The organism is Fusicatenibacter saccharivorans (genome assembly GCF_027667425.1).
GTDB lineage: Bacteria > Bacillota > Clostridia > Lachnospirales > Lachnospiraceae > Fusicatenibacter > Fusicatenibacter saccharivorans.
On sequence record NZ_JAQEGR010000002.1, the window covers coordinates 162,106 to 189,065 of the forward strand.

The 26,960-nt window shown below is 48.9% G+C and carries 21 protein-coding genes; 17 read left to right on the forward strand and 4 right to left on the reverse strand.

Annotation, left to right across the window (positions count from 1 at the left end; all coding sequences use genetic code 11):
* Window positions 1–184 precede the first annotated feature (184 nt).
* Together PGS38_RS02855 and PGS38_RS02860 are read left to right on the forward strand one after the other, a co-directional pair.
* Entirely contained in the window at window positions 185–2,362 is a 2,178-nt protein-coding gene (locus PGS38_RS02855; protein WP_305764453.1) for a glycoside hydrolase family 3 C-terminal domain-containing protein, read from the forward strand.
* A 97-nt stretch (window positions 2,363–2,459) separates the two neighbouring features.
* Entirely contained in the window at window positions 2,460–3,011 is a 552-nt protein-coding gene (locus PGS38_RS02860) for a glycoside hydrolase family 95-like protein (protein ID WP_270475924.1), read from the forward strand.
* A 63-nt stretch (window positions 3,012–3,074) separates the two neighbouring features.
* Here the strand turns inward: PGS38_RS02860 and PGS38_RS02865 are convergent, their stop codons facing one another.
* The 3 genes from PGS38_RS02865 to PGS38_RS02875 all read right to left on the reverse strand — a co-directional run bounded on the left by PGS38_RS02865 (window position 3,075) and on the right by PGS38_RS02875 (window position 5,059).
* The gene (locus PGS38_RS02865) at window positions 3,075–4,196 is read right to left on the reverse strand and encodes a radical SAM protein (protein ID WP_118640581.1); all 1,122 of its coding nucleotides are present in this window, start codon (window positions 4,194–4,196) and stop codon (window positions 3,075–3,077) included.
* 120 nt (window positions 4,197–4,316) lie between these two features.
* Window positions 4,317–4,724 carry a hypothetical protein gene (locus PGS38_RS02870; protein ID WP_118640580.1) on the reverse strand — a complete coding sequence of 136 codons (408 nt, stop codon included), beginning with the start codon at window positions 4,722–4,724 and terminating at the stop codon, window positions 4,317–4,319.
* Complete coding sequence (locus PGS38_RS02875) at window positions 4,721–5,059, reverse strand: PqqD family protein (protein ID WP_022462364.1); 339 nt, start codon at window positions 5,057–5,059, stop codon at window positions 4,721–4,723. Before PGS38_RS02875 ends, PGS38_RS02870 begins: the two co-directional genes overlap by 4 nt.
* A 205-nt stretch (window positions 5,060–5,264) precedes the next feature.
* Here PGS38_RS02875 and PGS38_RS02880 point away from each other — a divergent pair, with 205 nt between their 5' ends.
* The 15 genes from PGS38_RS02880 (at window position 5,265) to PGS38_RS02955 (ending at window position 25,987) form a co-directional block, all read left to right on the forward strand.
* The gene (locus tag PGS38_RS02880) at window positions 5,265–5,759 is read left to right on the forward strand and encodes an AAA family ATPase (RefSeq protein WP_256372477.1); all 495 of its coding nucleotides are present in this window, start codon (window positions 5,265–5,267) and stop codon (window positions 5,757–5,759) included.
* 277 nt (window positions 5,760–6,036) lie between these two features.
* The gene (locus PGS38_RS02890) at window positions 6,037–6,960 is read left to right on the forward strand and encodes a hypothetical protein (RefSeq protein WP_118640578.1); all 924 of its coding nucleotides are present in this window, start codon (window positions 6,037–6,039) and stop codon (window positions 6,958–6,960) included.
* Window positions 6,957–7,448, forward strand: coding sequence for a S24/S26 family peptidase (locus tag PGS38_RS02895; protein WP_118640577.1), 492 nt, complete (start codon window positions 6,957–6,959; stop codon window positions 7,446–7,448). The genes PGS38_RS02890 and PGS38_RS02895 overlap by 4 nt, the downstream gene beginning before the upstream one ends.
* On the forward strand, window positions 7,445–8,761 hold the full coding sequence (locus tag PGS38_RS02900; RefSeq protein WP_118640576.1) for a nucleotidyltransferase domain-containing protein: 1,317 nt from the start codon (window positions 7,445–7,447) through the stop codon (window positions 8,759–8,761). The genes PGS38_RS02895 and PGS38_RS02900 overlap by 4 nt, the downstream gene beginning before the upstream one ends.
* Window positions 8,733–10,523 carry an ABC transporter ATP-binding protein gene (locus PGS38_RS02905; protein WP_118640575.1) on the forward strand — a complete coding sequence of 597 codons (1,791 nt, stop codon included), beginning with the start codon at window positions 8,733–8,735 and terminating at the stop codon, window positions 10,521–10,523. The genes PGS38_RS02900 and PGS38_RS02905 overlap by 29 nt, the downstream gene beginning before the upstream one ends.
* 142 nt (window positions 10,524–10,665) lie before the next feature.
* On the forward strand, window positions 10,666–12,189 hold the full coding sequence (locus tag PGS38_RS02910; protein ID WP_117804656.1) for an ABC transporter substrate-binding protein: 1,524 nt from the start codon (window positions 10,666–10,668) through the stop codon (window positions 12,187–12,189).
* 151 nt (window positions 12,190–12,340) lie between these two features.
* Window positions 12,341–13,279 (forward strand): ABC transporter permease, encoded by a 939-nt coding sequence (locus PGS38_RS02915; RefSeq protein ID WP_117804655.1) that lies wholly within the window; start codon window positions 12,341–12,343, stop codon window positions 13,277–13,279.
* Window positions 13,280–13,291: 12 nt separating this feature from the next.
* Window positions 13,292–14,194 (forward strand): carbohydrate ABC transporter permease, encoded by a 903-nt coding sequence (locus PGS38_RS02920; protein ID WP_117804654.1) that lies wholly within the window; start codon window positions 13,292–13,294, stop codon window positions 14,192–14,194.
* A 191-nt stretch (window positions 14,195–14,385) separates the two neighbouring features.
* The gene (locus tag PGS38_RS02925; RefSeq protein ID WP_119188707.1) at window positions 14,386–16,128 is read left to right on the forward strand and encodes a sensor histidine kinase; all 1,743 of its coding nucleotides are present in this window, start codon (window positions 14,386–14,388) and stop codon (window positions 16,126–16,128) included.
* Window positions 16,106–17,701: a response regulator transcription factor gene (locus PGS38_RS02930; protein ID WP_119188699.1), complete on the forward strand. Its 1,596-nt coding sequence runs from the start codon at window positions 16,106–16,108 to the stop codon at window positions 17,699–17,701. The genes PGS38_RS02925 and PGS38_RS02930 overlap by 23 nt, the downstream gene beginning before the upstream one ends.
* 247 nt (window positions 17,702–17,948) lie before the next feature.
* Complete coding sequence (bglX, locus tag PGS38_RS02935) at window positions 17,949–20,168, forward strand: beta-glucosidase BglX (RefSeq protein WP_118666710.1); 2,220 nt, start codon at window positions 17,949–17,951, stop codon at window positions 20,166–20,168.
* Window positions 20,169–20,368: 200 nt separating this feature from the next.
* Window positions 20,369–21,739 carry an MATE family efflux transporter gene (locus tag PGS38_RS02940; protein WP_117804651.1) on the forward strand — a complete coding sequence of 457 codons (1,371 nt, stop codon included), beginning with the start codon at window positions 20,369–20,371 and terminating at the stop codon, window positions 21,737–21,739.
* 121 nt (window positions 21,740–21,860) lie between these two features.
* Window positions 21,861–23,168 (forward strand): alpha-L-fucosidase, encoded by a 1,308-nt coding sequence (locus PGS38_RS02945; protein ID WP_117801282.1) that lies wholly within the window; start codon window positions 21,861–21,863, stop codon window positions 23,166–23,168.
* Window positions 23,169–23,547: 379 nt separating this feature from the next.
* Window positions 23,548–24,273: an ABC transporter ATP-binding protein gene (locus PGS38_RS02950; protein WP_055221955.1), complete on the forward strand. Its 726-nt coding sequence runs from the start codon at window positions 23,548–23,550 to the stop codon at window positions 24,271–24,273.
* Complete coding sequence (locus PGS38_RS02955) at window positions 24,266–25,987, forward strand: putative ABC transporter permease subunit (RefSeq protein WP_270475894.1); 1,722 nt, start codon at window positions 24,266–24,268, stop codon at window positions 25,985–25,987. Before PGS38_RS02950 ends, PGS38_RS02955 begins: the two co-directional genes overlap by 8 nt.
* Before the next feature lie 288 nt (window positions 25,988–26,275).
* On the opposite strand, the gene PGS38_RS02960 is transcribed toward PGS38_RS02955, so the two are convergent.
* On the reverse strand, window positions 26,276–26,917 hold the full coding sequence (locus PGS38_RS02960; RefSeq protein ID WP_022461231.1) for an ECF transporter S component: 642 nt from the start codon (window positions 26,915–26,917) through the stop codon (window positions 26,276–26,278).
* Window positions 26,918–26,960 lie beyond the last annotated feature (43 nt).

Below are 26,960 nucleotides of genomic sequence, written 5' to 3' on the forward strand. Positions count from 1 at the left end.
GATAAGGGAAACTCCCGACGGAAGATCTTATACGAGAAATTCTGCCGGGAGTTTCTGCGTGTATATCAGATGGTTACGCATACACGATTTCCTCGTATGTTCCCCTGTGTTGTTCGCAAAAATCGCATAAAATGAGAAGCAAAGAGCAATACTTGACTAGCCGAACGGGAAACGCGGCGATATAATAGAGGCAACAAATTTCGGGAGGATTTTACCTATGAGTAAAGAGACGAGAGAGTATGCAAAACAGCTGGTTTCCCAGATGACGCTGGAAGAAAAAATGAGCCAGATGGTCTATCAGTCACCGGCGATCGAGCGTCTTGGCATTCCGGCATACAACTGGTGGAATGAAGCGCTGCACGGCGTGGCAAGAGCTGGTGTGGCAACGGTATTTCCGCAGGCTATTGGCCTTGCAGCAACGTTTGATAAAGAGCTGCTGCAGGAGATCGGTGATGTTGTTTCTACCGAGGGACGTGCAAAATTCAACGAGTTTTCGAGAAAAGGCGACCGCGGCATCTACAAAGGCCTGACCTTCTGGGCACCGAACGTCAACATTTTCCGTGATCCGAGATGGGGCCGTGGCCATGAGACATATGGTGAGGACCCGTATCTGACTGGTGAGCTCGGATGCGCCTACATCCGCGGATTACAGGGACCGGACCCGGATCACCCGAAGGCAGCGGCGTGTGCCAAACATTTCGCCGTCCACAGCGGCCCAGAGGCGATCCGCCATGAGTTTGACGCAAGAGTCAGCAAACATGATCTGTATGACACCTATCTGTATGCCTTCAAACGCTGTGTCAAGGATGCAAAAGTCGAGGCAGTCATGGGCGCGTATAACCGTGTCAACGGTGAACCGGCATGCGGAAGCAAGACATTGTTAAAGGACATCCTGCGCGATGAGTTCGGCTTTGAAGGCCATGTTGTCTCCGACTGCTGGGCAATCATAGATTTCCATGAGCACCACAGAGTGACCAAAAATGTAGAGGAGTCCGCAGCGCGTGCCGTCAACAACGGCTGTGACCTGAACTGCGGCGTTGCTTTCCTGCATCTGCCGAAAGCATACGAGGATGGCCTGGTATCCGAAGAGGCAATCACCGCGGCAGTTGAGCGCCTGATGGAAATCCGCATCCGCCTCGGTATGATGAAAGACTATCCGTCACCGTACGAAGATCTGTCCTACGATCTAGTCGAGTGCAAAGAGCATGTTGATCTGTCCGTCGAGGCAGCGAGAAGAAGTATGGTTCTGCTGAAAAATGAAAACAACATGCTGCCGCTCGATGTGAAGAAGATCCGCAGTATCGCCGTGATCGGACCGAACGCGAACTCGAGAGCAGCGCTGGTTGGAAACTATCAGGGAACATCGTCCAGATACATCACACCGCTGGAAGGAATTCAGCAGTATGTCGGTGATGATGTGAGAGTGACATACGCAGAGGGCTGCCATCTGTATAAAAATAAAGTCGAAGGACTCGGCGAGGACAAAGACCGTTTCAAAGAGGCTGTCATTGCCGCTGAGCACGCAGACGTTGTCGTTCTGTGCCTTGGACTTGATGCAACTGTTGAGGGCGAGGAAGGCGATGCCGGAAACGAATACGCGAGCGGCGATAAGCTGGGCCTCAATCTGCCGGGCTTACAGGAGGAACTGCTTGAGACAATCACAGCGGTTGGAAAACCGGTAGTCCTCGTTCTCTCGGCAGGAAGTGCCATCGACCTGTCCTGGGCCGAGGAGCATGTACCGGCTATCCTTGACAGCTGGTATCCGGGTGCGCGCGGCGGAAAAGCCGTGGCCGAGGCGCTGTTCGGCGATTATGCACCGAACGGAAAACTGCCGGTGACTTTCTATCAGGGAACAGAAAATCTGCCGGAGTTCACCGATTACAGCATGGCAGGACGAACCTACCGCTATACTGATAAAAATATTCTGTATCCATTTGGATATGGACTGACGTATGGAACAATTTCCTACAGCGGCGCAAAAACGGAGCAGGAGACGAGCGCGGTGCTCGACGATGTGACCGTGTGCACGAAGGTGAAGAATGAGAGTGCATATCCGCTGCATGAGAGCGTAGAGGTTTATGTGAAATACAAAAACGCACAGCCGGGTGAGCCAGGTTTCCAGTTAAAAGGCATCGCGTGCGTGGAACTGCAGGCAGGAGAAGAAAAAGAGGTTTCCGTGACACTGCATGCAAGAGATTTTGCTGTTATCACAGAGGACGGCGGATGTGTCGTACGGCCGGGCGAGTATGAAATCTCCATCGGCGGACAGCAGCCGGGCGAAAGAAGCCGCGCGCTGACAGGACGTGAGACAGAGATTCTGACGGTCAGAAAAGAAGGAAATGAAGAGAACGTCGAGTATTAAGTATTAGATAGAAATTGAAAAACGAAGAGGGAGGTGGAATCGTCTGCCTCCCTCTTTTGGTGACAGAATGGACGGCTTGGTGCGATGATCGCTGGAAATCTGCCGAACCTGCTTCATTTCCAGACCGGCGGACTGTATGGTGCTGCATCTTCGTGCACCGAAGGGAAAAGTGTCGGTTGAGGTGATGCTGAACCGTGCAAAATATTTTGACCGTACAGGAAAGGTCAACGATCACACGATTTATCTGAGCGGAAACCTAGGAAAAAATGCCCTGGAATTGGCCATGTGCCTGTCGGCAAAAGCAACGGGCGGCCGTGTGTATACCATGGGTCATACTCTGGTGATCGAAGAGGCAGAGAAGATTACCGAAAAGCTGGAGCGCGCGATGGCGCAGAGCAGAGAACACAAAATCATTCTCCTTCCGGCGCTGCCGAAGGCGTGGGATCATGGAGAAGTGAAAGGCCTGCGGCTGGTTGGAAATGCATCGATTGCACTTGCGTGGGAGAATGGAAAACTGACACGGTGTGCGGTTACGGCGGATCAGGCGTATGAAGGGGAAGTTGTGTATGGAGAGATGCGTCAAGCGGTAAAACTGGAAAAAGGTGAGACAGTTATGCTGGATGCGGTATTGCAGCTGCTTGAATCATAAACATGAAGATAGAAAATGCCGGGCAGAGAAAAATCTGTCCGGCGTTTTCAGCATATGTAAAGACTATAAGGCGATGGAGGAAAAAGAAGCTTCTTCTGCCAGCAGCAGGTGATAGTAATGCTCGGAATAGCGGCAGAGATAACCAGGCATTCCCCGATAAGAACTGGTTTCTAAAAACGCGGCTGCGACGCAGGTGCGGCATATCGGTTGCAAACGGCATTGACAGCATTGGGAACTTAGGGAAATCTTCTGTGCAGCGGCGGAAACTTTTTCCCAGGCGGAAATAAATCCAAGATCAAAAACAGGGGCGGAGATTTCGGATAACATCACACAGGGGAAAAGAAAGCCCTGCCAGTTGATGAAGAAGGAGCAGTTTCCGGCAAGACAGGAGATATGACCATTGTCCCGTGGAAAAGACGGATTGTTGACGCGGTGGATGGATTCATGAACGTACTGCCGGAAAATATCGCTGGTCAGCTGCAGTTTCAGTGTCTGCAGGGCAAGCGCAGCGGCGTCTTCCGGGTTCAGGCGGACCTGAGCATCAAAAGGAAGGGAGCGTTCCCGGACGGCGGGCATCATATAGTGATCGGCATGAACGGGGACTTCAAGCTTTTCTCCGAGAACAAAGATTTTTGGAAAATCATGCGCGTTCTTTTTAGTGACGCTACAGCTGATTTTGACATCAACGTTTCGTTCGCGGAGCAGACGGATGGCGCGGACGGTCTGATCAAAGCCCTGGGGGTAATGGCAGAGACGGTTATAGGAAGCGGCATCGGCACCGTAGAGCGTGATGTTAATGCGGCGCGGCCTGTACTCAGCAAAAAAATCAGCCCAGGATTCGCCCAGCAGGGTTCCATTGGTGTTGATGGTAAGAATCATACCCATGTTTCGAAGCTCAAGATATAGTGTTTTGAAATCAGGAAAGAGAAGTGGTTCACCGCCGGTCAGAAGAAGAAAAAGTGTACCGGCTTTTTGCATCTGCTGTGCAAGCAGAATCCATTCATCAACTGTGCGGAGTTGTCCCTGACATTCCATTTCTGAACGGGACAGACGGACATAACACATGTCGCAGTTCATATTGCAGAGTGGCAGAAGTTCAAGCGCGCCGGTAATAGGAATGTGCTGCTGGCGCGCTTTCTGGAGAAAAGAACGCTCGAAGGTGGAAGCGTCGTCCATGTAGTTCATAAAGGTTCCTCCGAAAAAAGTGGTTTGATGAACCAATTATTAATAGGTATAGTAAAGGATCGAAACGAGTGGGTTCGATCCTTTTGCTGTGGTTTGAAAAATTATTATTTAGTGGAAAAATCAGGATTTGGCGGTTTCCCAAGTATTGATGTCTAGTCTGGTAGTACAATGAACGTTTGTACCATTTTCGGTCCAGATGACAACGGGGGTTGCTTCATCATTGCGGGTAGACTGGTCATCTATAAAACCACTGATAAATCCACTGTCAGATTCCGCTTCATGAGTCTTGTTACAAGGATGATATCCAGAAAATTGAGCTTGAGAGCCCCAGCCTCCCCATGAGTCTTCTTTTGCGATATATTTTTTTTGCCCAGATCCATCATAATAATAAACATTATAATTATGACCGTATTGTCCAGCATCGCAGACAAATTTATAAACTTTCCCGCTATCCCCGCAGGCCGCCACATATTCATTTGCAGCAAATTCCTGAACCTCAACAACAGGTTCCATCCACTCTTTCTTCATAACGATATAACCTCCTCTAATAATGCATACCTTAAAGTATCATGCACAAAATTTAAAGCAGAATTTTGAATCGTATCTTCCGCAGCCTCATATTCCTCTAACGCCTGTGCAACGACTTCCGAAATGGTACGTGGCTGCTGAAAAGCATTCCAGAGAAATGCAGCGGTATCGTTTGGAACCATCACTGCATTCGAAATCTGACAGGCAGTCCCAACGGGAATAATCGCATATTCCCCTGCAATTTCACGCAGCAGATAATCGGAATTGACACGATATTTTTTTTCATTTATCTTTTGTAACAAATCCGACCGGGTCGGAGAAGCAATCGGTTCCATCACAAACTCCCCTCTTGCAAAATGCTGTGCCTTTTCAGGCAGAAAGTATTTCTGCAGTCAGCAAGAAAAATATGTAGAATGTTCGCAGAAATAAATTACATTTATCATTACAAAAAGATTATAGAAGAAGAACTAGGAAAAGTCAAGTAAAAACTGGAAAAAGATGGGAATGTAATCTGCTCAAAAACGAAAAACAAATCGCTGTGTGCGGACACTCCAGCGGTATCTGTGCGTGAGCCGTCCGAGACGATTTGGAAAATCTATGGCAGCGGATATGCTGGCGGCTTATTATGACAGAAGCACAGACACCGATGCACTATTTCAGAATTTAAAAATCGGCAGAAGTGAAACATATAAAAAACATCGGAATCAGTATGATGTAATAAAAACCAATATGCAGGAATTTTTAAGCGCAACAAGCGGCATTGACGAAATGCTGCGCATGCTGAACGACTATCTGATTTTTGATCTCAGAGAGCAGTACAGTCAGGTGCGCTTCCGTGATGAAAAGAATCTGGTACAGGTAATGAAAGATCTGACATACGATAACGAAAAAGAAAACGTATCCATTCCAAACCGCGAAGTATCCCAGGAGTATATCAACGCAATCAGCAGATTTCCATTCTGCAATACAACGATGAAAACTCGCTGTGGAAGAATATTTTTATCATTATTCTCGGTTCCTGTGTGTTCCGTGTGATCTGGGTGTACACGATTTTCGCGTATTTCCATACCATTACGTCACTGTATCTGCTGTATATCTTTTCGTGGAGAATTACCAGTGCGGCGGAGATCCTGTATTTCCGGCATGACTATAAAACGCTGCAGATCAGTCAAAAATAAAATTACGTATTTAATTACAAAAAAGCCACAAAGATTGACGGAGACTCTTTTTTTTGTTATCATAAATGCGGAAAAAGGGATCGTGATACGTGGCGGAGAGAAGGGAAGATCATGGGGAGAAAGAGGAGTTTTTGATGGAAAAAACATTTCAGACAGGGAGTTTTTCCTTCCGGCTGAAGTTTCCGGAAGAGCTGGTACTTCCGGTGGATATGGAAAAATTTTTGGTGGAAACGGATTCTGCAGATTATACATATATCATTACGGCCGTCGACATATTGCCGGAAGCGGAGGGAGAGCTGATTGTGGATCGGGTCGATCTGCAGGTGTTTCATACAAAAGAAGGATTGGAGAGCCGCCGGATCGGTGTGAAAGGAGAAGCGCGTCCTTATGCATTCTACCGTGAGACTGCGCAAAATCGTGCGGAGGTTTTCGTCGGCAGGTGGTATCTGGCAGAAGTTGAAAAGTATGAAGTTGTTTTTCTTTCCCTCCTTGCCTTGGAGCGCCGTCTGGCAGAGCAGCCGTGCCTGATTCTGCACTGTGCATACACGGAGTATCAGGGGAAAGCAATGCTCTTTTCTGCACCATCGGGAACGGGCAAAACCACGCAGGCGGAACTCTGGGAACAGTACCGGGGAAGCCGTACCGTAAATGGGGATAAGGCATTGCTGGAATATGATGGCACAGCGTGGACAGCAAACGGCTGGCCGGTCTGCGGAACATCAGGAGTCTGCGAAAACAAAAAGCTCCCGGTCGGATGCATTGTAATGCTGAGCCAGGCAAAGACGAATCAGGCGTGGCGGCTGCGTCCGGCAGAGGCATTTACGAGTCTGTACGGACAGATCACCATGAACCGCTGGGACAGGGAGGGAATGGTGCACAGTCTCGACCTTCTCGAACAGCTTGCTGGAAAAGTTCCGGTGTATCATCTGGCGTGCGACATTTCAGAAGATGCGGTGAAAACGCTGGAGCAGGAGATCGGGGCCGGTTCGTTCGAAAGTGAAACATATGCAGCTGCACTGCACAAAAACATGATTCAGAAAAGGGAGAAACATGCATGAAAATGATGGATACACGTGCCTATGTCGGAATGCTGAAAGAACTTGTAGAGCAGGGCAGAGAAATGCGTATGGTGATTTCCGGGAGCAGCATGGCGCCGTTTCTGATTCATGGACGCGACAGTATTTTCTTCCGAGCGCCGGAGCGGGAACTTCGGAGAGGTGATATCGTATTTTATGAGCGGCCGGGCGGACAGTTTGTCGTGCATCGGATCTGCCGCGTTCATGCAGACGGTTATGACATAATCGGGGATGCACAGACGGAAATCGAGCATCATGTGCAACGGAAGCAGATCTTTGCACGGGTGACAAAAGTGGAACGAAAAGGAAAAATACTTGTACCGGGAACGTTCTGGTGGGAGTTTTTTGCACAGGTCTGGATTCGCATCATCCCGCTTCGCCCGATTCTGATGCATGGATATGCCCGGTTATTCGGTGTGGATAAAAAGAAAAATGATGCGTGCACAGAAAATGAAAGGAAAAGAAGATGATTACAGAAACAGAAACCGCATTCCTTGCGGTGATTTGTGCGTTTTTGACAGAAGAAAAAGCATCGCCGGCGGAAATTCAGGCGCTGACAGAAAAACAATGGAATCATCTGTTTGTCCTAGCGGCACAGCATTCGCTGCTGTCAGCGGTCTACGATGTTGTGGGCAAAACACCGGAATTTGCAGAACTTCCGGACGAGCTTCGCAGACAGGTAAAAACGCAGGCAATGCAGAGTGTTTTGCAGCAGGTTTCGCGTACAGCGCTGTTTCTTTCCGATGAAAAGGAGCTGGAGCATCTGGGCGTGCAGCCGCTGGTGATGAAAGGAATTGTGTGCAGAAGTCTCTATCCGAAGCCGGATCTGCGCCCGTCCGGGGATGAGGATCTTCTGATTTCGGCAAAGGATTTTGCAACAGTAGATGCCTGTTTTATGAGGAAGGGCTTTGTGCGGGACAAAGAAACCGCAATGCCAAATGGTGCCAAAGACGGTGATGCCCCGGAAGAGATGGGCTACATTCATCCGAAAACAGGGGTCTTCTATGAAATACATACCAGGCTGTTCAGCACAGAATCCTCTGCCTATGGTTATCTGAACCGTGCATTTTCCGATGTTTTTGCGCATCCATCCAGGGTGGAAGTGCAGGGTCAGAGTATCTTTACCTTAGAAGAAACGCATCATCTTTTCTATCTTCTCTGTCACAGCTTCAAGCACTTTCTTCACGGCGGCGTCGGGATCCGTCAGATCTGTGATATGGTACAGATGATTCGTATATATGGAAGAAAAATAGACTGGGAAATGTTCTGGCAGCTGTGCGAAGAGTATCATATGACGTGCTTCTGTATCAATCTGCTGGATATCGGCGAGCGGTATCTGGGCTTTTCCTATGAAGCAAGTGGGGCAGTCCGTGCCGCAAAGAAGCTTCACTCGGATTCCGAAGCGCTTCTGATCGATATTCTCGATGCCGGTTCGTTCGGAAAATCGAGCGCGGGACGGATCCACAGTGCAAACATTACCCTGTATGCGGCAGAAACCGGAATGGAAAAGCACACAGCCGGGGGAATCTGGAAATCGCTGGTTCCGGAAGCTTCCTATATGAAAAACAAGTATCCCTATGCGGCGAGGTATCCGTTTTTGCTCCCGGCTGCATACGTGGAGCGAATCCTGAAATGGCTGGGGCAGGGAGAAAAAGGACAGAAATTGAGCATTGAAGTGGGTGCGGGACGTGTCGAATTGTTGAAGAAATACGATATGATCCGCACCGCAGACGGGAAAAAGAGAGGAGGCGCGCATGCAGGAAGAATCCAAAGAGAAAAGTAAAGACGCTCCCTTTGAGTCTATCCGCATCCTGTCGGAGCGATGGAAAAATGGAACGTTCTCTGAAATCATCGATGACTGGAAATGGATTTTTGGCTACAGTGCGCGCTATAAAGGTGCGATCGTTTTTTACACGATTCTCGGCATCTTAAGCACTTCTCTTGGCCTTGTCAGCAGCGTGGCAGGAAAATACCTGATCGATATCATCACCGGATACCAGATACAGAAGCTCCCGCTGCTGCTTTGCATCATGATCGGAAGCACCGTGTTCAGCCTTGGGTTTGAGAGTGTCATCAACCGCATTTCAACGAAGCTTGGTATCGCCATCAACAACGACATCCAGGCGGATATTTTTGACAAAATCGTTGATGCGGACTGGCTGGAAATCAGCAAATACGCAAACGGTGACGTACTCAACCGTTTCAACGGCGACATTGGAACGGTCAGCGGCAACGCAATCAGCTGGCTCCCGACGATTATCATTGCCGTGTATCGGTTTATTGCCACCTTTTTCGTAATCCTGCATTATGACTGGGTCATGGCACTGATTGCTTTTTTAAGCGCACCGTTCCTGCTTCTGATGTCCCGGTTTATGATCCGCCGTCAGCGGGAATACAGCAAAAAAGTGCGCGAGATGAGCAGCAACCTGATGAGCTTTGAGGTAGAAGCATTCTACAATTTTGATACCATCAAATCGTTTGGCATTGCGCCGTATTACAGCAAAAAGATGCGCTGGTGGCAGGGACTTTTCAAAGACATCAGCCTGAAATATAATCTGTTTACGATTAAAACCAATATTGTAATGTCCATTCTCGGGAGTGCGGTGGAGTTTACGGCATTCGGATACTGTCTGTTCCGTCTGTGGACGCACGACATTACCTATGGAACCATGACGTTGTTCCTGCAGCAGCGGAGCAACCTTTCCGGCGCGTTTGGAAACGTGATTTCGATTATTCCGTCCTTCCTCAACAGCTCCGTCTCGGCGCACCGGATCCGTGAGCTCGTGGAGCTGCCAAAAGAAATCCATATCCCGGAGAGTGCCGCGCTTGATCCGCTGGCAAAGGATGGCTTCCGGGTACAGATGCACGGGGTAGAATTTTCTTATATAGAAGGAAATAAAGTAATCACCAAATCGGAGTTTCAGGCCGCTCCCGGCGAGATCGTAGCGCTGGTCGGCCCGTCCGGCGAGGGAAAAACAACGATGATCCGCCTGATTCTCGGTCTCATCCGCCCGCAGGAGGGGGAAACCGTGATCATTGTCTCAAACGGAAAGACGGTTCCCATGAACGCTGAAACGCGTCATCTCTTCGCGTATGTTCCGCAGGGAAATACGATCCTTTCCGGCACAATCGCCGAAAATATGCGTATGGTAAAAGAGGATGCGACCGACGAGGAGATCATTGAGGCACTCAAAATCTCCTGCGCCTGGGATTTCGTCCAGCATCTGCCGGATACCATCAACAGCCGCGTCGGGGAACGTGGCCGCGGTTTCTCCGAAGGCCAGTCCCAGCGGCTTGCCATCGCCCGTGCCGTCCTCCGCGATGCCCCGGTGCTGCTTCTCGATGAAGCCACCTCGGCACTGGATGTCACGACGGAACGAAACGTCCTCCGAAACATCATCCGTCAGCGTCCCAACAAAACCTGTATCGTTACGACGCACCGTCCGAGTGTCCTCAGCCTCTGCCAGAGAGTTTACCGTGTCATGAATGGAACCGTGACCGAACTCGATGGGGCAGAAGGGGCAAAGATGGTGGAAGATTTTTGACAGAAAAAAGACACAAAAAAGACACAAAGGTCGGAAGAGTGATACTTCAAAGTCAAATCAGTTATAGAGTTGCAAGTCAAAATCCTGCTATAATACAACCATCAAAGGTCACACAACACGATACGTGAAAAGGAGAAAAAGTATGAAGAAAAAAGTGTTAGCAGGCATTCTTGCGGCAACCATGGCATTTTCCATGGCAGCATGCGGAAGCACAGGATCCAGTTCTGATTCCGGTTCCTCCGCAGCTTCCGGAAGCACAGCAAAGACAGAGGAAAAAGGCGAGCCGTACACTGTAACTATGGTACTGCAGGGCAGCCAGCAGCAGGATGAAGAGAGAATCGAAGAAAAAATCAACGAGATTCTGGAGCCGGAGCTGAATGCAAAGCTCGATATCGTTGTTCTTCCGTGGGCAAGCGCATCTCAGCAGTTACAGCTGATGCTTTCCGGCGATGAGAAAATCGATCTTCTGTACACAAATGCAACAACAGCTGTACAGTATATGCATTCCGGCCAGATCATGGATATGTCTGAACTGATTGACAAATACGGCACAAACCTGAAAGATATCTATGGCGAGGATATTGCAAAAACAAATCAGATTGATGGGTTTGTCTATGGCGTTCCGAACCAGATCGAACGAGGCAGCATTCCAGCCATCTTCATGAGAAAAGACCTGGTAGAAAAGTATAATATCAATACCGATGAAATCAAAGAGCCGAAGGATATGGAGAAAGTATTTGAGACCGTACAGGCAGGCGAGCCTGATATGACAATGCTGTTCTCCAGCAACAACAGTGATACGCCTCTGAGCCGTCTGTCCCGCGCTGATGGACTTGGCGATGCCAACACGGGCGCTCTGATGGATCAGACCAACAGCACAACCGTAGAAAACTACTTTGCAAGCGACTGGTACAAGGAGACTGCAACTATGCTGCATGACTGGTATCAGAAAGGCTACATCAGCAAGGATGCCGGAACAAACACAGAAAACTGGAGAACCGTATGCAAAGCAGGAAATCTCTTCTCCTTGTTCTTTGCTTATCATCCAGGTACCCCGGTTGAGTTCCAGAGCTCCACAGGATATGAGTTTGAAATCGTACCGTTCTATGATCAGCCGATCATCAACTCATCCTCTTACGGCGGAATTATCTTCTCTGTAGCACAGAACTCCGAAAATCCGGAAAAAGCAATGCAGGTTCTCGATTATATCTATGGCAGCCCGGAGGTCATGAACCTTCTGAACTGGGGCGAAGAGGGAACCGACTATGTAGTAGAAGATGAAGAAAACGGAATCATCAACTACCCGGACGGTGTAACAGCAGACAATGCAGGCTACAGCTTTAACTGTGGATGGGAGCTTCCGAACCAGTTCATCGCATACAAATGGGATGGATCTGACCCGCAGCTCTGGGACAAAATGCAGGAGTTCAACGCTTCCGGTATCGAGTCGAAAGCACTGGGATTTGTCTTTGATAACAGCGAATATGCGGATCAGGTATCAGCCCTGAACAACGTAATCAGCCAGTACAACGGCGCACTTAGCAGCGGCTCCGGAGATCCGGAAGAACTGCTTCCACAGTTCCTTGAGGCGCTGGACGATGCGGGAATCGACGATGTCATTGCTGCAAAGCAGGAGCAGCTGGATGCATTTCTTGCAGAGAAATAGGCACCATAATTTGTAAAAAGAGCACGACCGGGGCGGAAAAAAATCCGGTGTGATACAGTAACCGAAGGCTCCACTCTTACCAGAAAAGATGTGGAGCTTTCTCTGTGAAAGAACCTGAAAAAAACAGCCCTCATAAAAGGAGAGACGCTTTATGAAAAAAGCAGAGGTTAAAAAAGGAAAAAAGAAAAACGCGCTGAAGGAATACTGGCCGCTTTATCTGATGATGCTTCCGGCACTTCTGTATCTGCTGATTAACAACTATATCCCAATGGCAGGTATGGTGATTGCGTTTAAAAAACTGAACTTTGCAAAAGGTATCTGGGCAAGCCCGTGGGCAGGACTTAAAAATTTCAAATTCCTGTTTGCTTCCAAGGATGCATGGATTATTACAAGAAATACGCTGTTGTATAACATTGCATTTATTCTTGTAAACATGGTAGTCGGAATTGCCATTGCGATTCTGATTACGGAGATAAGAAACACAAAGCTCAAAAAGATATATCAGAGTGCGATTCTTCTTCCGTTCCTGATGTCCATGGTTATCTTAAGCTACATCGTATATGCGCTTCTGAGTGCAGAAAATGGTCTTGTCAACAACTCCATCCTTCCGTTGTTCCACATTGACCCGATTCAGTGGTACCAGAAACCGAAATACTGGCCGGCGATCCTGATTATCGCGAACTGCTGGAAGGGCGTAGGATACGGATGCCTGATTTACATCGCATCCCTGATCGGTATCGATCCTTCCTTCTATGAGGCTGCAAGACTGGACGGTGCAAGCAAATGGCAGGAGATTACGAAAATCACACTGCCGAGCCTCGTTCCGACCATCATCACCCTGCTGCTCCTCAGCATCGGAAGAATTTTCTATTCCGATTTCGGTCTGTTCTATCAGGTGCCGATGAACTCCGGTGTTCTGTTCCCGACCACAAACGTTATCGATACCTACGTATACCGTGCCCTGATTGAACAAGGAAATATCAGTATGTCATCTGCAGCCGGTGTATACCAGTCTCTGGTAGGCTTCTGTGTCGTAATGTTGAGCAACTGGATTGTCCGCAAAGTAGACAAAGACCAGGCATTATTCTAGGAGGATGGAAGTATGACAAATTCAAAAAAAGCAAAACGTTTCCAGTTCTGGATTAATGTAGTACTCATTCTGATTACGTTATCCATTATACTGCCGTTTGTACTCGTATTTATTTCCTCACTGACCGATGAAAACACACTGATCCGCAACGGATATTCGTTCTTCCCGGAGAAATTCAGCTTCTATGCTTACTCCTATATCATCCGCCAGGGCGAGAAAATCCTGAGAGCATACGGAATTACCATTTTTGTAACCATCGTCGGTACCGCTGCAAACCTTGCGATGTCCGCTCTGTTGGCATATCCGCTTTCGATTAAAAAGCTGCCGTACCGCAGAGCAATTACCTTTTTCGTATTCTTCACGATGCTGTTCAACGGCGGACTGGTGCCGACCTACTTGATGTATGTAAAGTATTTTCACATCAAAAACACGATCTGGGCATTGATTGTTCCGGGCTTCCTGTTAAGTGCAAACAACGTGCTGATGATCCGAAGCTACTTTAACACCAGTATCCCGGACGCGCTGTTCGAGGCGGCCAAAATCGATGGCGCAGGACACATGAAGATTTTCACCAGCATCACACTGCCGCTTGGAAAACCGATTCTGGTAACCATGGGACTGTTTTCCGCACTTGGCTATTGGAATGACTGGACAAATGGTTTATACTATTTATCAGGAAATGAAGGCCAGAAGCTTTACAGTATCCAGAACCTGCTGAACCAGATGATCACCGATATTCAGTACCTGGCAAGTGGAAAAGTAACCGGAAATATCGGTGCCGAGGTGGCAAAGCTGCCGACAACCTCGATCCGTATGGCAATCGCATTTATCGCCATGCTGCCGTTGTTTATCATCTATCCGTTCCTTCAGAAATACTTCGCAGAAGGTATCACACTTGGCGCGGTAAAGGGATGATTTTCCATGCAGGAATAAAAAAGAGAAACATTTCGGTGTTTCCGACATAAATCAGAAAAACAGTACAGACTCATGGAAACATGAGGTGTACTGTTTTTCTGCTGTATTATATTCAGAAAAAAAGATCAGTTCGTAAAATCAAACACGGAAAAATTTCGAGTGTACCGGAACAGAAAAAAGGAGGAAACTTCATGCGTATTTCAAAACAGACGAAAAAAACAACACTGGCGCAGCAGGGGCGTTATCTTTTGATCTGCCTGCTGAGTATGCTGCTGCTTTTTCTGGCTGGGAGCGTGCTTATTCTGAACCGGACGCAGCGGCAGGTATATGAGCAGCTGGAAGAGATTTCAAAGCTGTATACGGATGAGCTGGATAACCGTTTTTTTCGAATCAGCCGAAACTTGTTCTCGACCGTAATGGACAGCTCCAACCCGGATTCCGCGTTCTGGAAATATATGGATCTGATGGAGAAGGATCAGTATGAGGAATATGTCATTACACAGCTGCGAAGGAACTATGTATCTGCGGCGTGGGATTTTGGAACGGATTACAATGTTTTTCTCTATACGAAGAAGGATGACAGCTTATATCAGCTGAGCATTTCCTCCGACGGGCTTTACGCCGTTGACCCGTATCTGCAGGAGGCACTGAAGCGCCGGATCAAAAGCCTGTCGCAGCAGGCGTATGCAGTCAAGAAAAAATGGACCGTGATGTGCCAGGGAGACGATATTTATATGCTCAAGGTAGCGCAGAGTCAGGGCGTCGGACTCGGCTGCTACGTCAATCTGAAGACAATTCTGGAACCGTTCTCTGAACTGTCTCTTGGAAAGAGCGGCTATGTCAGTCTCGTTGACCACAACGGGAAAAGCATCGGAACACTGACGGAAAAAGGAATTGTAACGGACAATTCGAAAATTAATACCGACAATTACACCTTCCGGCAGGAACTTTCGCAGGCGCCGTTTGAAATCCGGATTAAAATCTCTTGGACGGGAGTCTTAAATCTGATGACGGGAAGTGTGTTTGCCCTTCTTGGCGTTGCTTTTCTGATGGTGATTGCCGGTTCCGTGCTGTTGTTCCACCTGGAAACAAAAATCCTGAAGCCGGTCGGTATGTTTACGGAAAATCTTCAGAAATATGACAATGGGGACCTCACCTATCAGATGTCGGAAGGAAACCTGGTAGAGCTGGAGCGGATTGACGATAAATTTCGGAACATGATTCACCAGATCCGCCGGCTGAAAATCACGCTGTATGAGCAGGAGCTGGAAAAACAGAAAATCGAGATGGACTACCTGAAAATCCAGATTCGCCCGCATTTTTATATGAACTGTCTGAACTTTATCTACAGCATGATCGACTTCGGTCAGTACGACCATGCAAAGTCGATGAGCCGTATTACGTCCGATTATCTTGCGTATATTTTCCGGAATACAAGCGAGATGGTGCCGGTAACGGCGGAGACGAACCACTGTGAAAATTACCTCAAAATTCTGCTGCTGCGCTATCCGGAAAAATTCACCTATTATTTTGAGGTTCATGAAGAGGTGGAAAACGCAGTAATCTTCCCGTTCCTGATTCAAGTGTTTGTAGAGAATGCGGCAAAACATGCCCTGACGCTGGAGACGGTTCCGCTGATTTCCGTGACGGTTTACCCGGAGGACCGCGGAGACGAAAAGTATGTCAACATTTATATTTCGGACACCGGAAACGGCTTTCCGGAGGAGACGCTGCAAAGGCTGAAAGCAGGGGAAGATATTTCCGAGCATGGAAAGCATATCGGGATTGAAAACTGCCTGAAACGATTCCGCTATTATTATGGCGATTCCGGAGAGATTCATTTCGATAACAGTCCGCTCGGCGGAGCGATTGTAGATATCCATATTCCATACAGGACAGGGGGAGAAGAACATGAAACTATTGCTCGTGGATGATGAAGAGTACGTGATTGAAAGTATCAAAAGAAACCTCGATCTTACAGAGACCGGGGTGAACGAGGTGTATACCGCGTTTTCCGTACAGCAGGCGAAGAACATCATGGGAATGGTGGACATTGATATCGTGATCAGCGATATCGTGATGCCGGGCGGAACGGGATTCGACTTTGTGGAGTGGGTCAGGAAAGAGGAGCTGAAGGTCCAGGTCATATTCCTGACAAGCTATGCGGAGTTTGACTATGCCAGAAGAGCGATTCAGCTGAACAGTGTCGATTATCTGCTAAAGCCCATCGATTTTGGCAAGCTGAAGGAGGCCGTACAGCGTGCGGCGGAATCCGTTGCGAAAGAAAAGAAAATACAGGATCTCAGGCAGGAAAGCATCAAGTGGAATCAGAATAGAAAAATTCTGCAGCAGGATATCTGGAAAAATGTGCTGAAAGACGGCTTCTCCGAGAAAAAATTCTGCGAAACGGCAGCACAGCGCCAGTTGCCATACGGACCGGGACACTATTTCCGGCTGATTTGTCTGATGCCGGAAATAAAGAGCAATAAGCGGGAGATGTGGGATACCGCGACCATGGAATTTGTGATCGAAAATGTGCTGTCGGAACTGTATGAGAAAACGGATATTGCGGTAGATACTGTTTTTTACCAGGAACCGGGCAGCTACTGGATTGTTACACAGTCAAAGGAAAAAGCATTCCCGCAGGACGGTGGGCGGGATTGTGAAATTCTGCGGCAGTTTGTTGCGTGGATGAATGAAAAAATCTATCCGGAGCTGTGGTGCGGTGCCGGACAGTGGGAAGCTGTACTGGGGATGCAAAAGCAGAGCCAGAATCTTCAGAAAATGCGGGAGGGAAGCCTTTCCGTGCGGAACGAGGTGCTGTTTCTGAACGAATTTCAGGCTCCGCAGACCAGCTACGAAAATAAGGAGCTGGATGTATGGAAAGCTCTGCTTTCGGAGGAAAAACCGGAGGAGCTGCTGGAGCGGCTGCAGAAATACCTTGACCGGACGGAGCGGGAAGGAATGATTACCAGGGAGCTTCTGGTAGCACTCCGTACCGATCTGACGCAGGTGGTGTATGCATGGCTTTCGGAACGGGAGATCAAGGCGTATGCACTGTTTGCAGATGCGGATATGGAAAACCTGCATCGGAATTCCCTTTATGGCAGAGAAGAGATGATGGAATATGCCGGGGTACTGGTTCGGAAAGCAGTTCAGTACAGACAGTACATCAACAAATCAGATTCGGTTACGAGTCAGGTATGCGCTTATATCGATGCACATTACCGGGAGGAGATTCACCGGGAGGAGCTTGGAGAGCTTGTCTTTTTGAATACCGATTATCTGTCCCGGATTTTTAAAAAAGAAAAGGGTATTTCGATCAGCAATTATATTATTCAAAAGCGGGTGGAGGAGGCGAAAAAGCTTCTGACACAGAGTTCGCTGCCAATTAATACGGTGTCGCTGTATGTGGGGTACAGCAATTTCTCGTACTTTACGAAGATGTTTAAGGACAATACGGGATACGCACCGCTGGAATACCGAAGAAGCTTTAGTGAAAAATAGCGGAAAGCCACCCTTCACATGTCCGGGAAATAACAGAGGATTTTATCACTTTCTTACGCACCGGAACAGCAGAAAACAGGTCGGAATAGTGAAAGAAAAAGGTCGGATCAGGGGATATTTTTTTCAGGTCAGATGTGGTAAAATTTCAGTATAAGATTCAGAAAAAACGGAAAAGCGATATTTTTCTGACATTTTAGGGGTTTCTGAAGAAGCAGATACAGCAAAAACGAGATATGGAGGAGAAAAAATGACCGAGCAGAAATTAAAAGAGCTTCTGGCCGACATGACGCTGGAAGAAAAAGTGAACCAGATGAGCCAGGTGGTGGGCGCCTTCTTCAATAAAGATATGGACATCACAGCCATGGGACCGATGGCAGATAAGGGCTTTACGCCGGAAAATGTAGCGCTTTCCGGTTCCATCCTGGGCAGCATGGGCGCAGAAACGTTAAAGAAAATCCAGAAGGATTTTGTGGAGCAGCACCCGCATCACATCCCGATGCTGTTCATGCTGGATGTCATCAACGGCTTCAAGACTATTTTCCCGATTCCGCTGGGACAGGGCGCAACGTTTGAACCGGAGCTCTCCGAAAAGTGTGCGGCAGTTGCTGCAAAAGAGGCAGCCGTTTCCGGCCTTCACGTAACCTTCGCACCGATGACCGACCTGGTCCGCGATGCAAGATGGGGCCGTGTCATGGAGTCTACCGGTGAGGATCCGTATCTGAACGGCCTGTTCTGTGCCGGAATGGTACGCGGATTCCAGGGAGACGATCTGAAGGAGCCGTACAAAATTGCTTCCTGCGTGAAACATTTTGCAGGCTATGGCGCTCCGACAGCGGGAAGAGACTACAACACCGTAGAGCTTTCCGAGCATACCTTCCGTGACTTCTATCTGCCATCCTATAAAGCCGGCATCGATGCAGGCGCAGCGATGGTAATGACTTCCTTCAATACGGTAAACGGTGTTCCGGCAACCGGAAACAAGAAACTGATGCGCGGCATCCTGCGTGACGAGATGGGATTTGACGGAGTTCTGATTTCCGACTGGGCGGCAATCGAGGAGATTATTTACCACGGCTACTGCGCAGACCGTGAGGAGGCAGCTGTCCGCTCCGCCGAGGCAGGCGTCGATATCGATATGATGACAGGTATTTACTGCGAGAACCTCTGCCGCCTTGTAAGAGAGGGCAAGATTTCCGAGGATCTGATCGATGAGTCCTGCATGCGTATCTTGGAACTGAAAAACAAACTGGGACTGTTTGAAAACCCGTATAAAGACGCAGACGAGACGAAAGAAAAAGAGGTCATTCTCTGCAAAGAGCACCGCGCCCTGGCAAGAGAAGCCGCAAGAAAATCGTTTGTACTGCTGAAAAACGAAGAGAAAATCCTGCCGCTTGGCAAGGAGAAAAAAATTGCCTGGGTCGGACCGTATGTCCACAGCAGAAACCTGATGGGCGCCTGGTCCTTTATCGGAGATGCAAAGGATGTGACAAATCTGGAAGAGGCCGTAAAAGCGCAGGCAGATACGACAAACATGAGCTTCCATGCAGGCTCTCCGATGCTTGGCTCCGACATCCGCCTAGAGGGCTTCGGCGAGGCGATGGAGCAGTCCCATACACCGGAGGAAGAGGAGGCAATGCTTCTTGAGGCTGTAAACGCAGCAAAGGAGGCCGAGGTTGTCGTTCTTGCGATCGGCGAGGATCGTCTGCAGTCCGGCGAGGCAACCAGCAACGCGAACATCCGCATCCCGGAAATCCAGCAGAGACTGCTTGAGCGCGTTTCAAAAGTCAATGAAAACGTTGTCGTTGTCCTCTTCAACGGTCGTCCGCTCGACCTGCGCGATGTCGTATCGAAAGCAAAAGCCGTTCTTGAAGTATGGATGCCGGGTACCGAAGGTGCCAATGCAATCGCAGACGTTGTTTTTGGTGCATACGCTCCAAGCGGCAAGCTGACCATGAGCTTCCCATACTCTGTAGGCCAGGTGCCGGTTCACTACAACGAGTATTCCACCGGAAGACCGCATGTGCCGGGCAAGGACAAAGACCGCTTCCGCTCCAAATACCTCGACATCCCGAACGCACCACTGTTCCCGTTCGGATATGGCCTTGGCTACACCAGCTTTGCAATTTCAGATGTGAAACTGGACAAGGCAGAGCTTGGCATGGAAGATGAGATTAAAGCCTCCGTAACCGTGAAAAACACCGGCGATACAAAGGGAACCGAGACCGTACAGCTTTACATCCACGACGTAGCCGCATCCGTGGTACGCCCGGTGAAAGAGCTGAAAGATTTCTGCAAGGTAACCCTTCAGCCGGGAGAAGAAACCGAAGTCATCTTCAAAATCACAGAAGAAGAGCTTCGCTTCCTGACAGAAAATGAGCGTGTAGAAAGTGAAAACGGTGCTTTCGAAGTCTTCATCGGAAGCGACAGCACGACAGAGAATAAGGCAGAATTTGTGCTGAAAAAATAAGAAGCAATACTGGGATGTAGCGTAAGCGGAATCAAGATGGGGGTCTGAATCGCTACGGAAAGATAAAAGAAAAGCCAGCCACAAAAAGCGAAAAGAATTTTGCTTTTGCGGCTGGCTTTTTTCTGCCGGTACCGTATTGACCCTTCTGTTAAAACAAAGTAAAATAGAAATTGGTATTGGGACGAAAGAGAGGAAAAGAAATGGGGTACTTAGGAAACAAGTTAAAGGGGAAATACCACAAAGACACATTCCAGACCGCCGTCAACATGGCGTGGCCGGCGATCGTGGAGTCGTTTTTCATTGCATTTGCGGGTCTTGTAGATTCGCTGATGGTAAGTTCGCTTGGCTCCTACGCAGTTGCCGCGGTCGGTCTGACGACACAGCCGAAGCTGCTTGGCCTGGCGTTTTTCTTTGCGCTGAATGTGTCGATTTCCGCCCTTGTTGCGCGGCGGCGAGGGGAACAAAGACAGGGTGCGGCGAATGAGACTCTGGTAACTGCGCTTGTATTTATTATCCTTGCGGCAGCTGCATTCAGTGTTGGATTTGTGGCGTTTGCAAGTCCGATCATCCATCTGTGCGGCTCAACGGCGGAGACGCATAACGGCGCAGTAACATATTTCCGTATCATCATGGGCGGTATGATTTTTAACTGTATCCAGATGGGGATCAACTCGGCACAGCGCGGTGCGGGCAATACAAAAATCACGATGCGCACAAATGTAACATCAAATACGATTAATATTATCCTGAATTATCTTCTGATCAACGGCCATTTCGGGTTCCCGGCACTCGGCATTCAGGGTGCGGCACTGGCAACCGTCACAGGAACGGTTGTCGGATGTGTGATGAGCATCCTTTCCATCACAAAGCAAGACGGATTCCTGAATCTTGGCTATATTCTGAAGAACAAAATTAAACCGACGATTGCAGCGTTCATCAGCCTGGTCAGGGTCGGGTACAGTGTGTTTTTCGAGCAGGTTTTCATGCGGATCGGCTTTATGATGACGGCGATCATGGCGGCCAAGCAGGGAACCGATGCGATGGCGGCACACCAGGTCGGCATGAATATTATGTCGCTTTCGTTTGCGTTCGGCGATGGCCTCCAGTCCGCAGCGGTTGCACTGATCGGCCGGAGCCTCGGCGCAAAAAAGCCGGATCTTGCGAAAGAGTACGGCAGAACGTGCCGTCTGATCGGCGCGGGCATCGCAGTATGCCTCGTTGCGATTTATCTCTTCGGCGGAAGATGGCTGTACAGCCTGTTTTTCGAAGAACAGCATATCATTGAAATCGGTGTCAGCATCATCCATGTCATTATCTTCGTCGTCATTTTCCAGATCTGTCAGGTTATTTACATGGGATGCCTGCGCGGTGCGGGAGATACGCTCTATACGGCAGTTGCATCTATGATCAGCGTTACATTTATTCGTACGATCGTTTCGTATCTTGGCGGTTACACGCTGGGGCTTGGCATCGTCGGAATCTGGTTCGGCGTGCTGGCGGATCAGATGTCACGGTTTATCTTTGCGACGATCCGATTCAAACAGGGAAAATGGGTGAAAATTAAGATTTAACCGAATCAAGCAAGTAGCGAAGCAGATTGCGAATATCCGCTTGACGTAACGATTCAGAGCCATGCGAAATGGTACTCTGAATCATTACCAATATAAAACTAAAACAGGAGGAAGCAAAACGATGTACAAATTTGACAGAGAAGCTTATGACAGGCGGATGGAGTGGTACCGCGACGCCCGTTTCGGCATGTTTATCCACTGGGGACTTTATGCCATCCCGGCGCGCGGAGAATGGGTGCGGAGTACCGAGCAGATTCCAAAAGAAGATTACATGAAATATTTCGAGGAGTTCAACCCCGTTGATTTCGAGCCGCGGAAATGGGCAAAAGCGGCGAAAGAGGCCGGCATGAAATACATGGTTCTGACTGCCAAGCATCACGACGGTTTCTGCCTCTTCGACAGCCAGTATACCGATTTCAAATCCACCAACACGAAATGCGGCCGCGACCTCGTTGCAGAGTATGTTGATGCCGTCCGCGCAGAAGGACTGAAGGTTGGTTTGTATTTCTCTCTGCTCGACTGGTTCCACGACGATTTCCCACATTACGGCGACCGGAACCACCCGATGCGGAACAACCCGGCATACAAAAACGATGACCGCGATTTCGACCGCTACCTGACCTACATGCACAATCAGGTACGCGAGATCTGCACAAACTACGGAAAGCTCGATGTGCTGTGGTTTGACTTTTCCTACGATACGTTGCGCGGCGAAGCATGGAAAGCGACGGAGCTGATCAATATGGTGCGGAAGCTCCAGCCGGATGTCATCATCGACAACCGTCTCGAGGTGAGCGGAGAGGGCTACGGTTCTCTGGCGGCCGGAAATCCGACCCCGTACCACGGCGACTTTGTGAGCCCGGAGCAGATGATTCCGCCGAATGGCATCCAGGATGTAAATGGAAACGATATCGCCTGGGAATCCTGCGTCACGATGAACAATCACTGGGGTTATTGTGCCAACGACCACTTCTTCAAACCGGCACCGATGCTGATCAAAAAGCTGGTCGAGTGCGTATCGAAGGGTGGAAACCTGCTTTTGAACGTCGGCCCGGACGCCAGGGGAAATATCCCGGAGGAGTCGATCGAACGGTTGGCTGAGATTGGAAAGTGGATGAAGAAAAACGGAGAGAGCATTTACGGCTGCGGAAAAGCCGGTATTGAGAAACCGGACTTTGGCCGTGTGACGCGCCACGGAAACCATCTGTATTTTCATGTCTATGAAAATACCGTTGGGCCGCTGCCGCTGCCCGGCGTGAAAAAAGAAGAAATCCAGGCGATCCGCTACGTCGCAACCGGCGCGGAAATCCCGGTTTCCACAAGCTGGGTACACAGCGATTATCCGACCATGGCATTCGCCGATCTCGGCGAAGACCCGGTATTGCCGGATGGAGTCGATACAGTCATCGATGTGATTCTGAAAAAGTAGAGGGTAAAATCGGATTTGATTCTGGAGCGTGTCTGAAAAAGCATTTCCGCAATCTGCAGGCTTCACTTTGCGGTATCTTTTTTTCAGACACGCTCTAAAAGTCTTACAAGTTCTTACAAAATTCTGTATTTTTCGTTCCGCTGATTGACAGTTCTGGCAGAAGAATGCATACTGAAAAAAACACAAGATCACAGCCCGTGCTTCGAAATTTAACCGAATCAAGCAAGTAGCGAAGCGGATTGCGAAGATCTGCCTGACTCCTTTTCCTGCGCAGGGAAGGATAAGAGCTTTCGGAGTGAGAAAAGGGCAGTCTGTTTTTAGAAACGAAGCAAGAGAATCACAGTTTCGTTTTACAAGAAAAAAAGAGGGGGAATAAAACATGATTCGTCTGAACCACGTCAGCAAAATTTACGGCGATGGAAGCAAAAAAGCCGTCGATGATCTTTCCTGGGATATCGAAGATGGAAAGATCACCGGATTTATCGGCCCAAACGGAGCCGGGAAAACGACAACATTAAAAATGATCACCGGCATCCTGGCACCGTCCGAGGGAACGATTGAAATCAATGGAAAAGATATCCAGAAGGATCCGCTCGAAGCCAAGCGCCAGTTCGGTTTTGTGCCCGACGACCCGGATGCGTTTCTTCGCGTCAGGGGAATTGAATATCTGAATTTTATGGCAGATATCTACGGTGTCGGAACGGAAGAGCGTCAGCGTTTTATCGAAGAAACCGCAAAACGCTTTGAGATGGAAGAGAACCTTTCGAGCCGTATCATGAGCTACTCGCATGGCATGCGTCAGAAAATCATGGTGATGGGCGCACTGATCCACAAGCCGCCGGTCTGGATTCTCGATGAGCCGCTGACCGGCCTTGACCCGCGCTCCGCGCACGAGCTCAAACAGATGATGCGTGAACACGCCGATGCCGGAAACGCCGTGCTGTTTTCCACCCATGTGCTGGAAGTAGCGGAAAAACTCTGCGACCGCATCGCCATCATCCATCACGGCCGCCAGGTATACCTGGGTACTCTGGAAGAATTAAAAGCGGCCTATCCGGATCAGACACTTGAAAATATCTTTCTGGAGATCACCGAACATGCGTAACTTATGGATTCTCACCCGTTTCCTTCTGAAAAGCGGACCAGGAAAAAGCAATCAGAAGAGCGGAAAAAAGAAAGCATTTTCGGACGGAGGACGTATCGTTGTATACCTTCTGCTTGGTGTCTGCCTCCTTCCCGTGTCGGTCTTACTGTTTCTTCTGGGATATTCCGGCTATACCTTCCTGCAGCCGCTCGGGCTGGAAACCCTGCTGATCGAGTTCGTCTGTGCCATTGGCATGATGGTCATTTTCTTCTATGGCCTGCCGCTGTTTCTGAGCGAGTATTACATGGACTCTGACCTCGTAAAGCTTTTGCCGCTGCCGTTTACCCCGGCGCAGATTGTCGGTGCGAAAGGCTTCTGCTGTCTGCTGAACGAATACTATCTTATTGTACTGCTGTTCTTTCCGTTTCTGTTAGGGTACGGGATCAGCGCCAAAATGGGCATTTTTTACTGGATCAATATGATCCTCGCCTGCCTTATTTTCCCGGTTGTGCCGCTCGTTTACGCCGCAGTTTTGACGATGCTCGTGATGCGTCTTTTCAAAAATATCCGAAACAAGGATTTCTTAAGCTACCTCGGATTCGCCGCATCCCTGATTTTTGCGATCGGCATCAACGTATTTTCGCGCAGTATCGGAAATTTTGAAATGCAGGATATCATGAACCTGATGGAAAGCCAGAAGGGCACTCTGCGCGCCTTCCGGACCATTTTTCCGAACCTGCCCCTGATGACCGGAAGCCTTGCAGATGCATCCTTTCTCAAAATGATACTCTACATCGCTACAACAGCCGTCATCCTTGCTGTCTTTTTCGCCCTCGCCTGGAAAATCTACCTCCCGGCTGTCCTCGGCATGAGCGAGACCACCAGCGAAAAACGCATTTTATCCAAAGAAGAAGTGACCCGAACCGTCAAAAGCAAAAATCCGGTCCGCACCTACGCGATGATCGAATGGAAAAAACTGTACCGAACCCCGGCCTGGTTTATGAATTGTGTTCTGATGCCTCTCATCTGGCCGGTCTTCATGCTTGGCATTGCCCTCGTTTCCGTCATTTCCAGCCTTGGCATGGCTAAAACCACCGGCCTTTGGACCCGGCTTGTCGCCGATGGCACCATATTCCGCCTCCTGAAAGGGGAACTGCCTGTCGCAGTTGCCGTCCTTACCGCCGCCGGAATTGCCGTCATGATGTCCATGTTCTGCGTGATCTCCGCCACAGCGATGTCCCGAAAGGGCAGCGAATACATCTATATGAAATGCATTCCGATGAGCTATCACGACCAGATCCGTGCCATGCTGGTAAGCGGCATCCTGATCAGTCTCCTTGGCACCTTGCCGTACGCTCTGGTCTTCAACATCATCGCGGTCGTTTTCGGTCTGCACCCGGCGACCTTTCTTTACACCACGGCGATCACGGTTTTATTTACCCTGTTCGTAAACTATGAACAGCTCCTTTTTGACCTTGCATTTCCGAAATTAAACTGGGAAAACGAAACCGCCGCCATAAAATCCAACAACCGCTCCCTGATCTCCGTCCTCATCGACCTCACCGTCGGCGCAATCCTGATCGGAGCCGGCTACCTGCTGTACGGAAAACTTCACCTCAACATCCACATCACCACGAGCGTGATGATTCTGCTTACCGCAGTCCTGACCTTTGCCATGCGAACCGCCCTTTTTAAATGGGGCGTTCAAGTGATGGAACATCTGGAAAGCGCTTAACAGTTTCGAGACATAATAACAATATTAAAATGTGATAGAAAAGAGATTTCAGCCAATGTGCGGATCTCTTTTTTTTGCGCTCCATTCCAATTTCGCTGCGTATTTTCTTTTATCGATTATGCTTCATTGTACTACTAAAAGACCTGTGTGGGCAATCCATTGCCGCCATTCCCCGAAAATTTTAAAAGACGGACAAAAAACAGAGGATTTCTCTCTGCATTTTGTCCGTCTCGCTACAACGTATTTATTGGATTCTCCGTTTACGGAAATGATTTCGGAAATGATGAACTAATTCATCGCCTCACCCTTCAGCAGTCTGCTGATGTGCTTGTACAGAAGCATGGTTACCAGTGATACCACAACACCTTTGATGATATTAAACGGTACAACGGCAAACAGAACAAAGGTCGGAAGGCTTGTAATTGCTTTGTTGACTGCAGATCCCATTCCCACAAGGGCATCCATCGGCATTCCAAAGGCTGCTGCATAAGCCGGAAGCAGTACAAAAGCGTTCAGAAGACCGCCGGCTGCTGCCAGAAATACGGTTCCGACTGCCATACCGATCATGGCATTTTTCTTGGTTTTCTGTGTTTTGTAGATCCATGCGGCCGGCATAACATACGCGCAGCCGATCAGGAAGTTTGCTACCTCGCCAACACCTGCGGTGGTACTTCCTTTCATGACAAGGTTCAGCAGAATCTTAATCAGCTCAATCGCAGCTCCGGCAAGAGGTCCCATCGCAAAGGCTCCGATCAGCACCGGAACTTCGCTTAAATCAATCTTGTAGAAACTCGGGGCAAACGGAAGCGGGATGTCAAAAAACATCAATACGACTGCGGCGGCGCCGAGCATTGCCACCTGTACCATGTAACGGGTTTTTCCGATTTGCGACATCTTTGATGTCTGTTTTGCTGTTGTCTGTGCATTCATAACTGCATTTCTCCTTTTTTCTGGAGATCTTGACCGGTTCTGC

Excerpts from the sequence above, each read along its gene's own strand:
- PGS38_RS02865 (WP_118640581.1), bottom strand. The coding sequence starts at position 4,196 with ATGAACTACATGGACGACGCTTCCACCTTCGAGCGTTCTTTTCTCCAG.
- PGS38_RS02870 (WP_118640580.1), bottom strand. The coding sequence starts at position 4,724 with ATGAAGAAAGAGTGGATGGAACCTGTTGTTGAGGTTCAGGAATTTGCT.
- PGS38_RS02875 (WP_022462364.1), bottom strand. The coding sequence starts at position 5,059 with ATGGAACCGATTGCTTCTCCGACCCGGTCGGATTTGTTACAAAAGATA.
- PGS38_RS02890 (WP_118640578.1), top strand. The coding sequence starts at position 6,037 with ATGGAAAAAACATTTCAGACAGGGAGTTTTTCCTTCCGGCTGAAGTTT.
- PGS38_RS02895 (WP_118640577.1), top strand. The coding sequence starts at position 6,957 with ATGAAAATGATGGATACACGTGCCTATGTCGGAATGCTGAAAGAACTT.
- PGS38_RS02900 (WP_118640576.1), top strand. The coding sequence starts at position 7,445 with ATGATTACAGAAACAGAAACCGCATTCCTTGCGGTGATTTGTGCGTTT.
- PGS38_RS02905 (WP_118640575.1), top strand. The coding sequence starts at position 8,733 with ATGCAGGAAGAATCCAAAGAGAAAAGTAAAGACGCTCCCTTTGAGTCT.
- PGS38_RS02910 (WP_117804656.1), top strand. The coding sequence starts at position 10,666 with ATGAAGAAAAAAGTGTTAGCAGGCATTCTTGCGGCAACCATGGCATTT.
- PGS38_RS02915 (WP_117804655.1), top strand. The coding sequence starts at position 12,341 with ATGAAAAAAGCAGAGGTTAAAAAAGGAAAAAAGAAAAACGCGCTGAAG.
- PGS38_RS02920 (WP_117804654.1), top strand. The coding sequence starts at position 13,292 with ATGACAAATTCAAAAAAAGCAAAACGTTTCCAGTTCTGGATTAATGTA.
- PGS38_RS02925 (WP_119188707.1), top strand. The coding sequence starts at position 14,386 with ATGCGTATTTCAAAACAGACGAAAAAAACAACACTGGCGCAGCAGGGG.
- PGS38_RS02930 (WP_119188699.1), top strand. The coding sequence starts at position 16,106 with ATGAAACTATTGCTCGTGGATGATGAAGAGTACGTGATTGAAAGTATC.
- bglX (WP_118666710.1), top strand. The coding sequence starts at position 17,949 with ATGACCGAGCAGAAATTAAAAGAGCTTCTGGCCGACATGACGCTGGAA.
- PGS38_RS02940 (WP_117804651.1), top strand. The coding sequence starts at position 20,369 with ATGGGGTACTTAGGAAACAAGTTAAAGGGGAAATACCACAAAGACACA.
- PGS38_RS02945 (WP_117801282.1), top strand. The coding sequence starts at position 21,861 with ATGTACAAATTTGACAGAGAAGCTTATGACAGGCGGATGGAGTGGTAC.
- PGS38_RS02950 (WP_055221955.1), top strand. The coding sequence starts at position 23,548 with ATGATTCGTCTGAACCACGTCAGCAAAATTTACGGCGATGGAAGCAAA.
- PGS38_RS02955 (WP_270475894.1), top strand. The coding sequence starts at position 24,266 with ATGCGTAACTTATGGATTCTCACCCGTTTCCTTCTGAAAAGCGGACCA.
- PGS38_RS02960 (WP_022461231.1), bottom strand. The coding sequence starts at position 26,917 with ATGAATGCACAGACAACAGCAAAACAGACATCAAAGATGTCGCAAATC.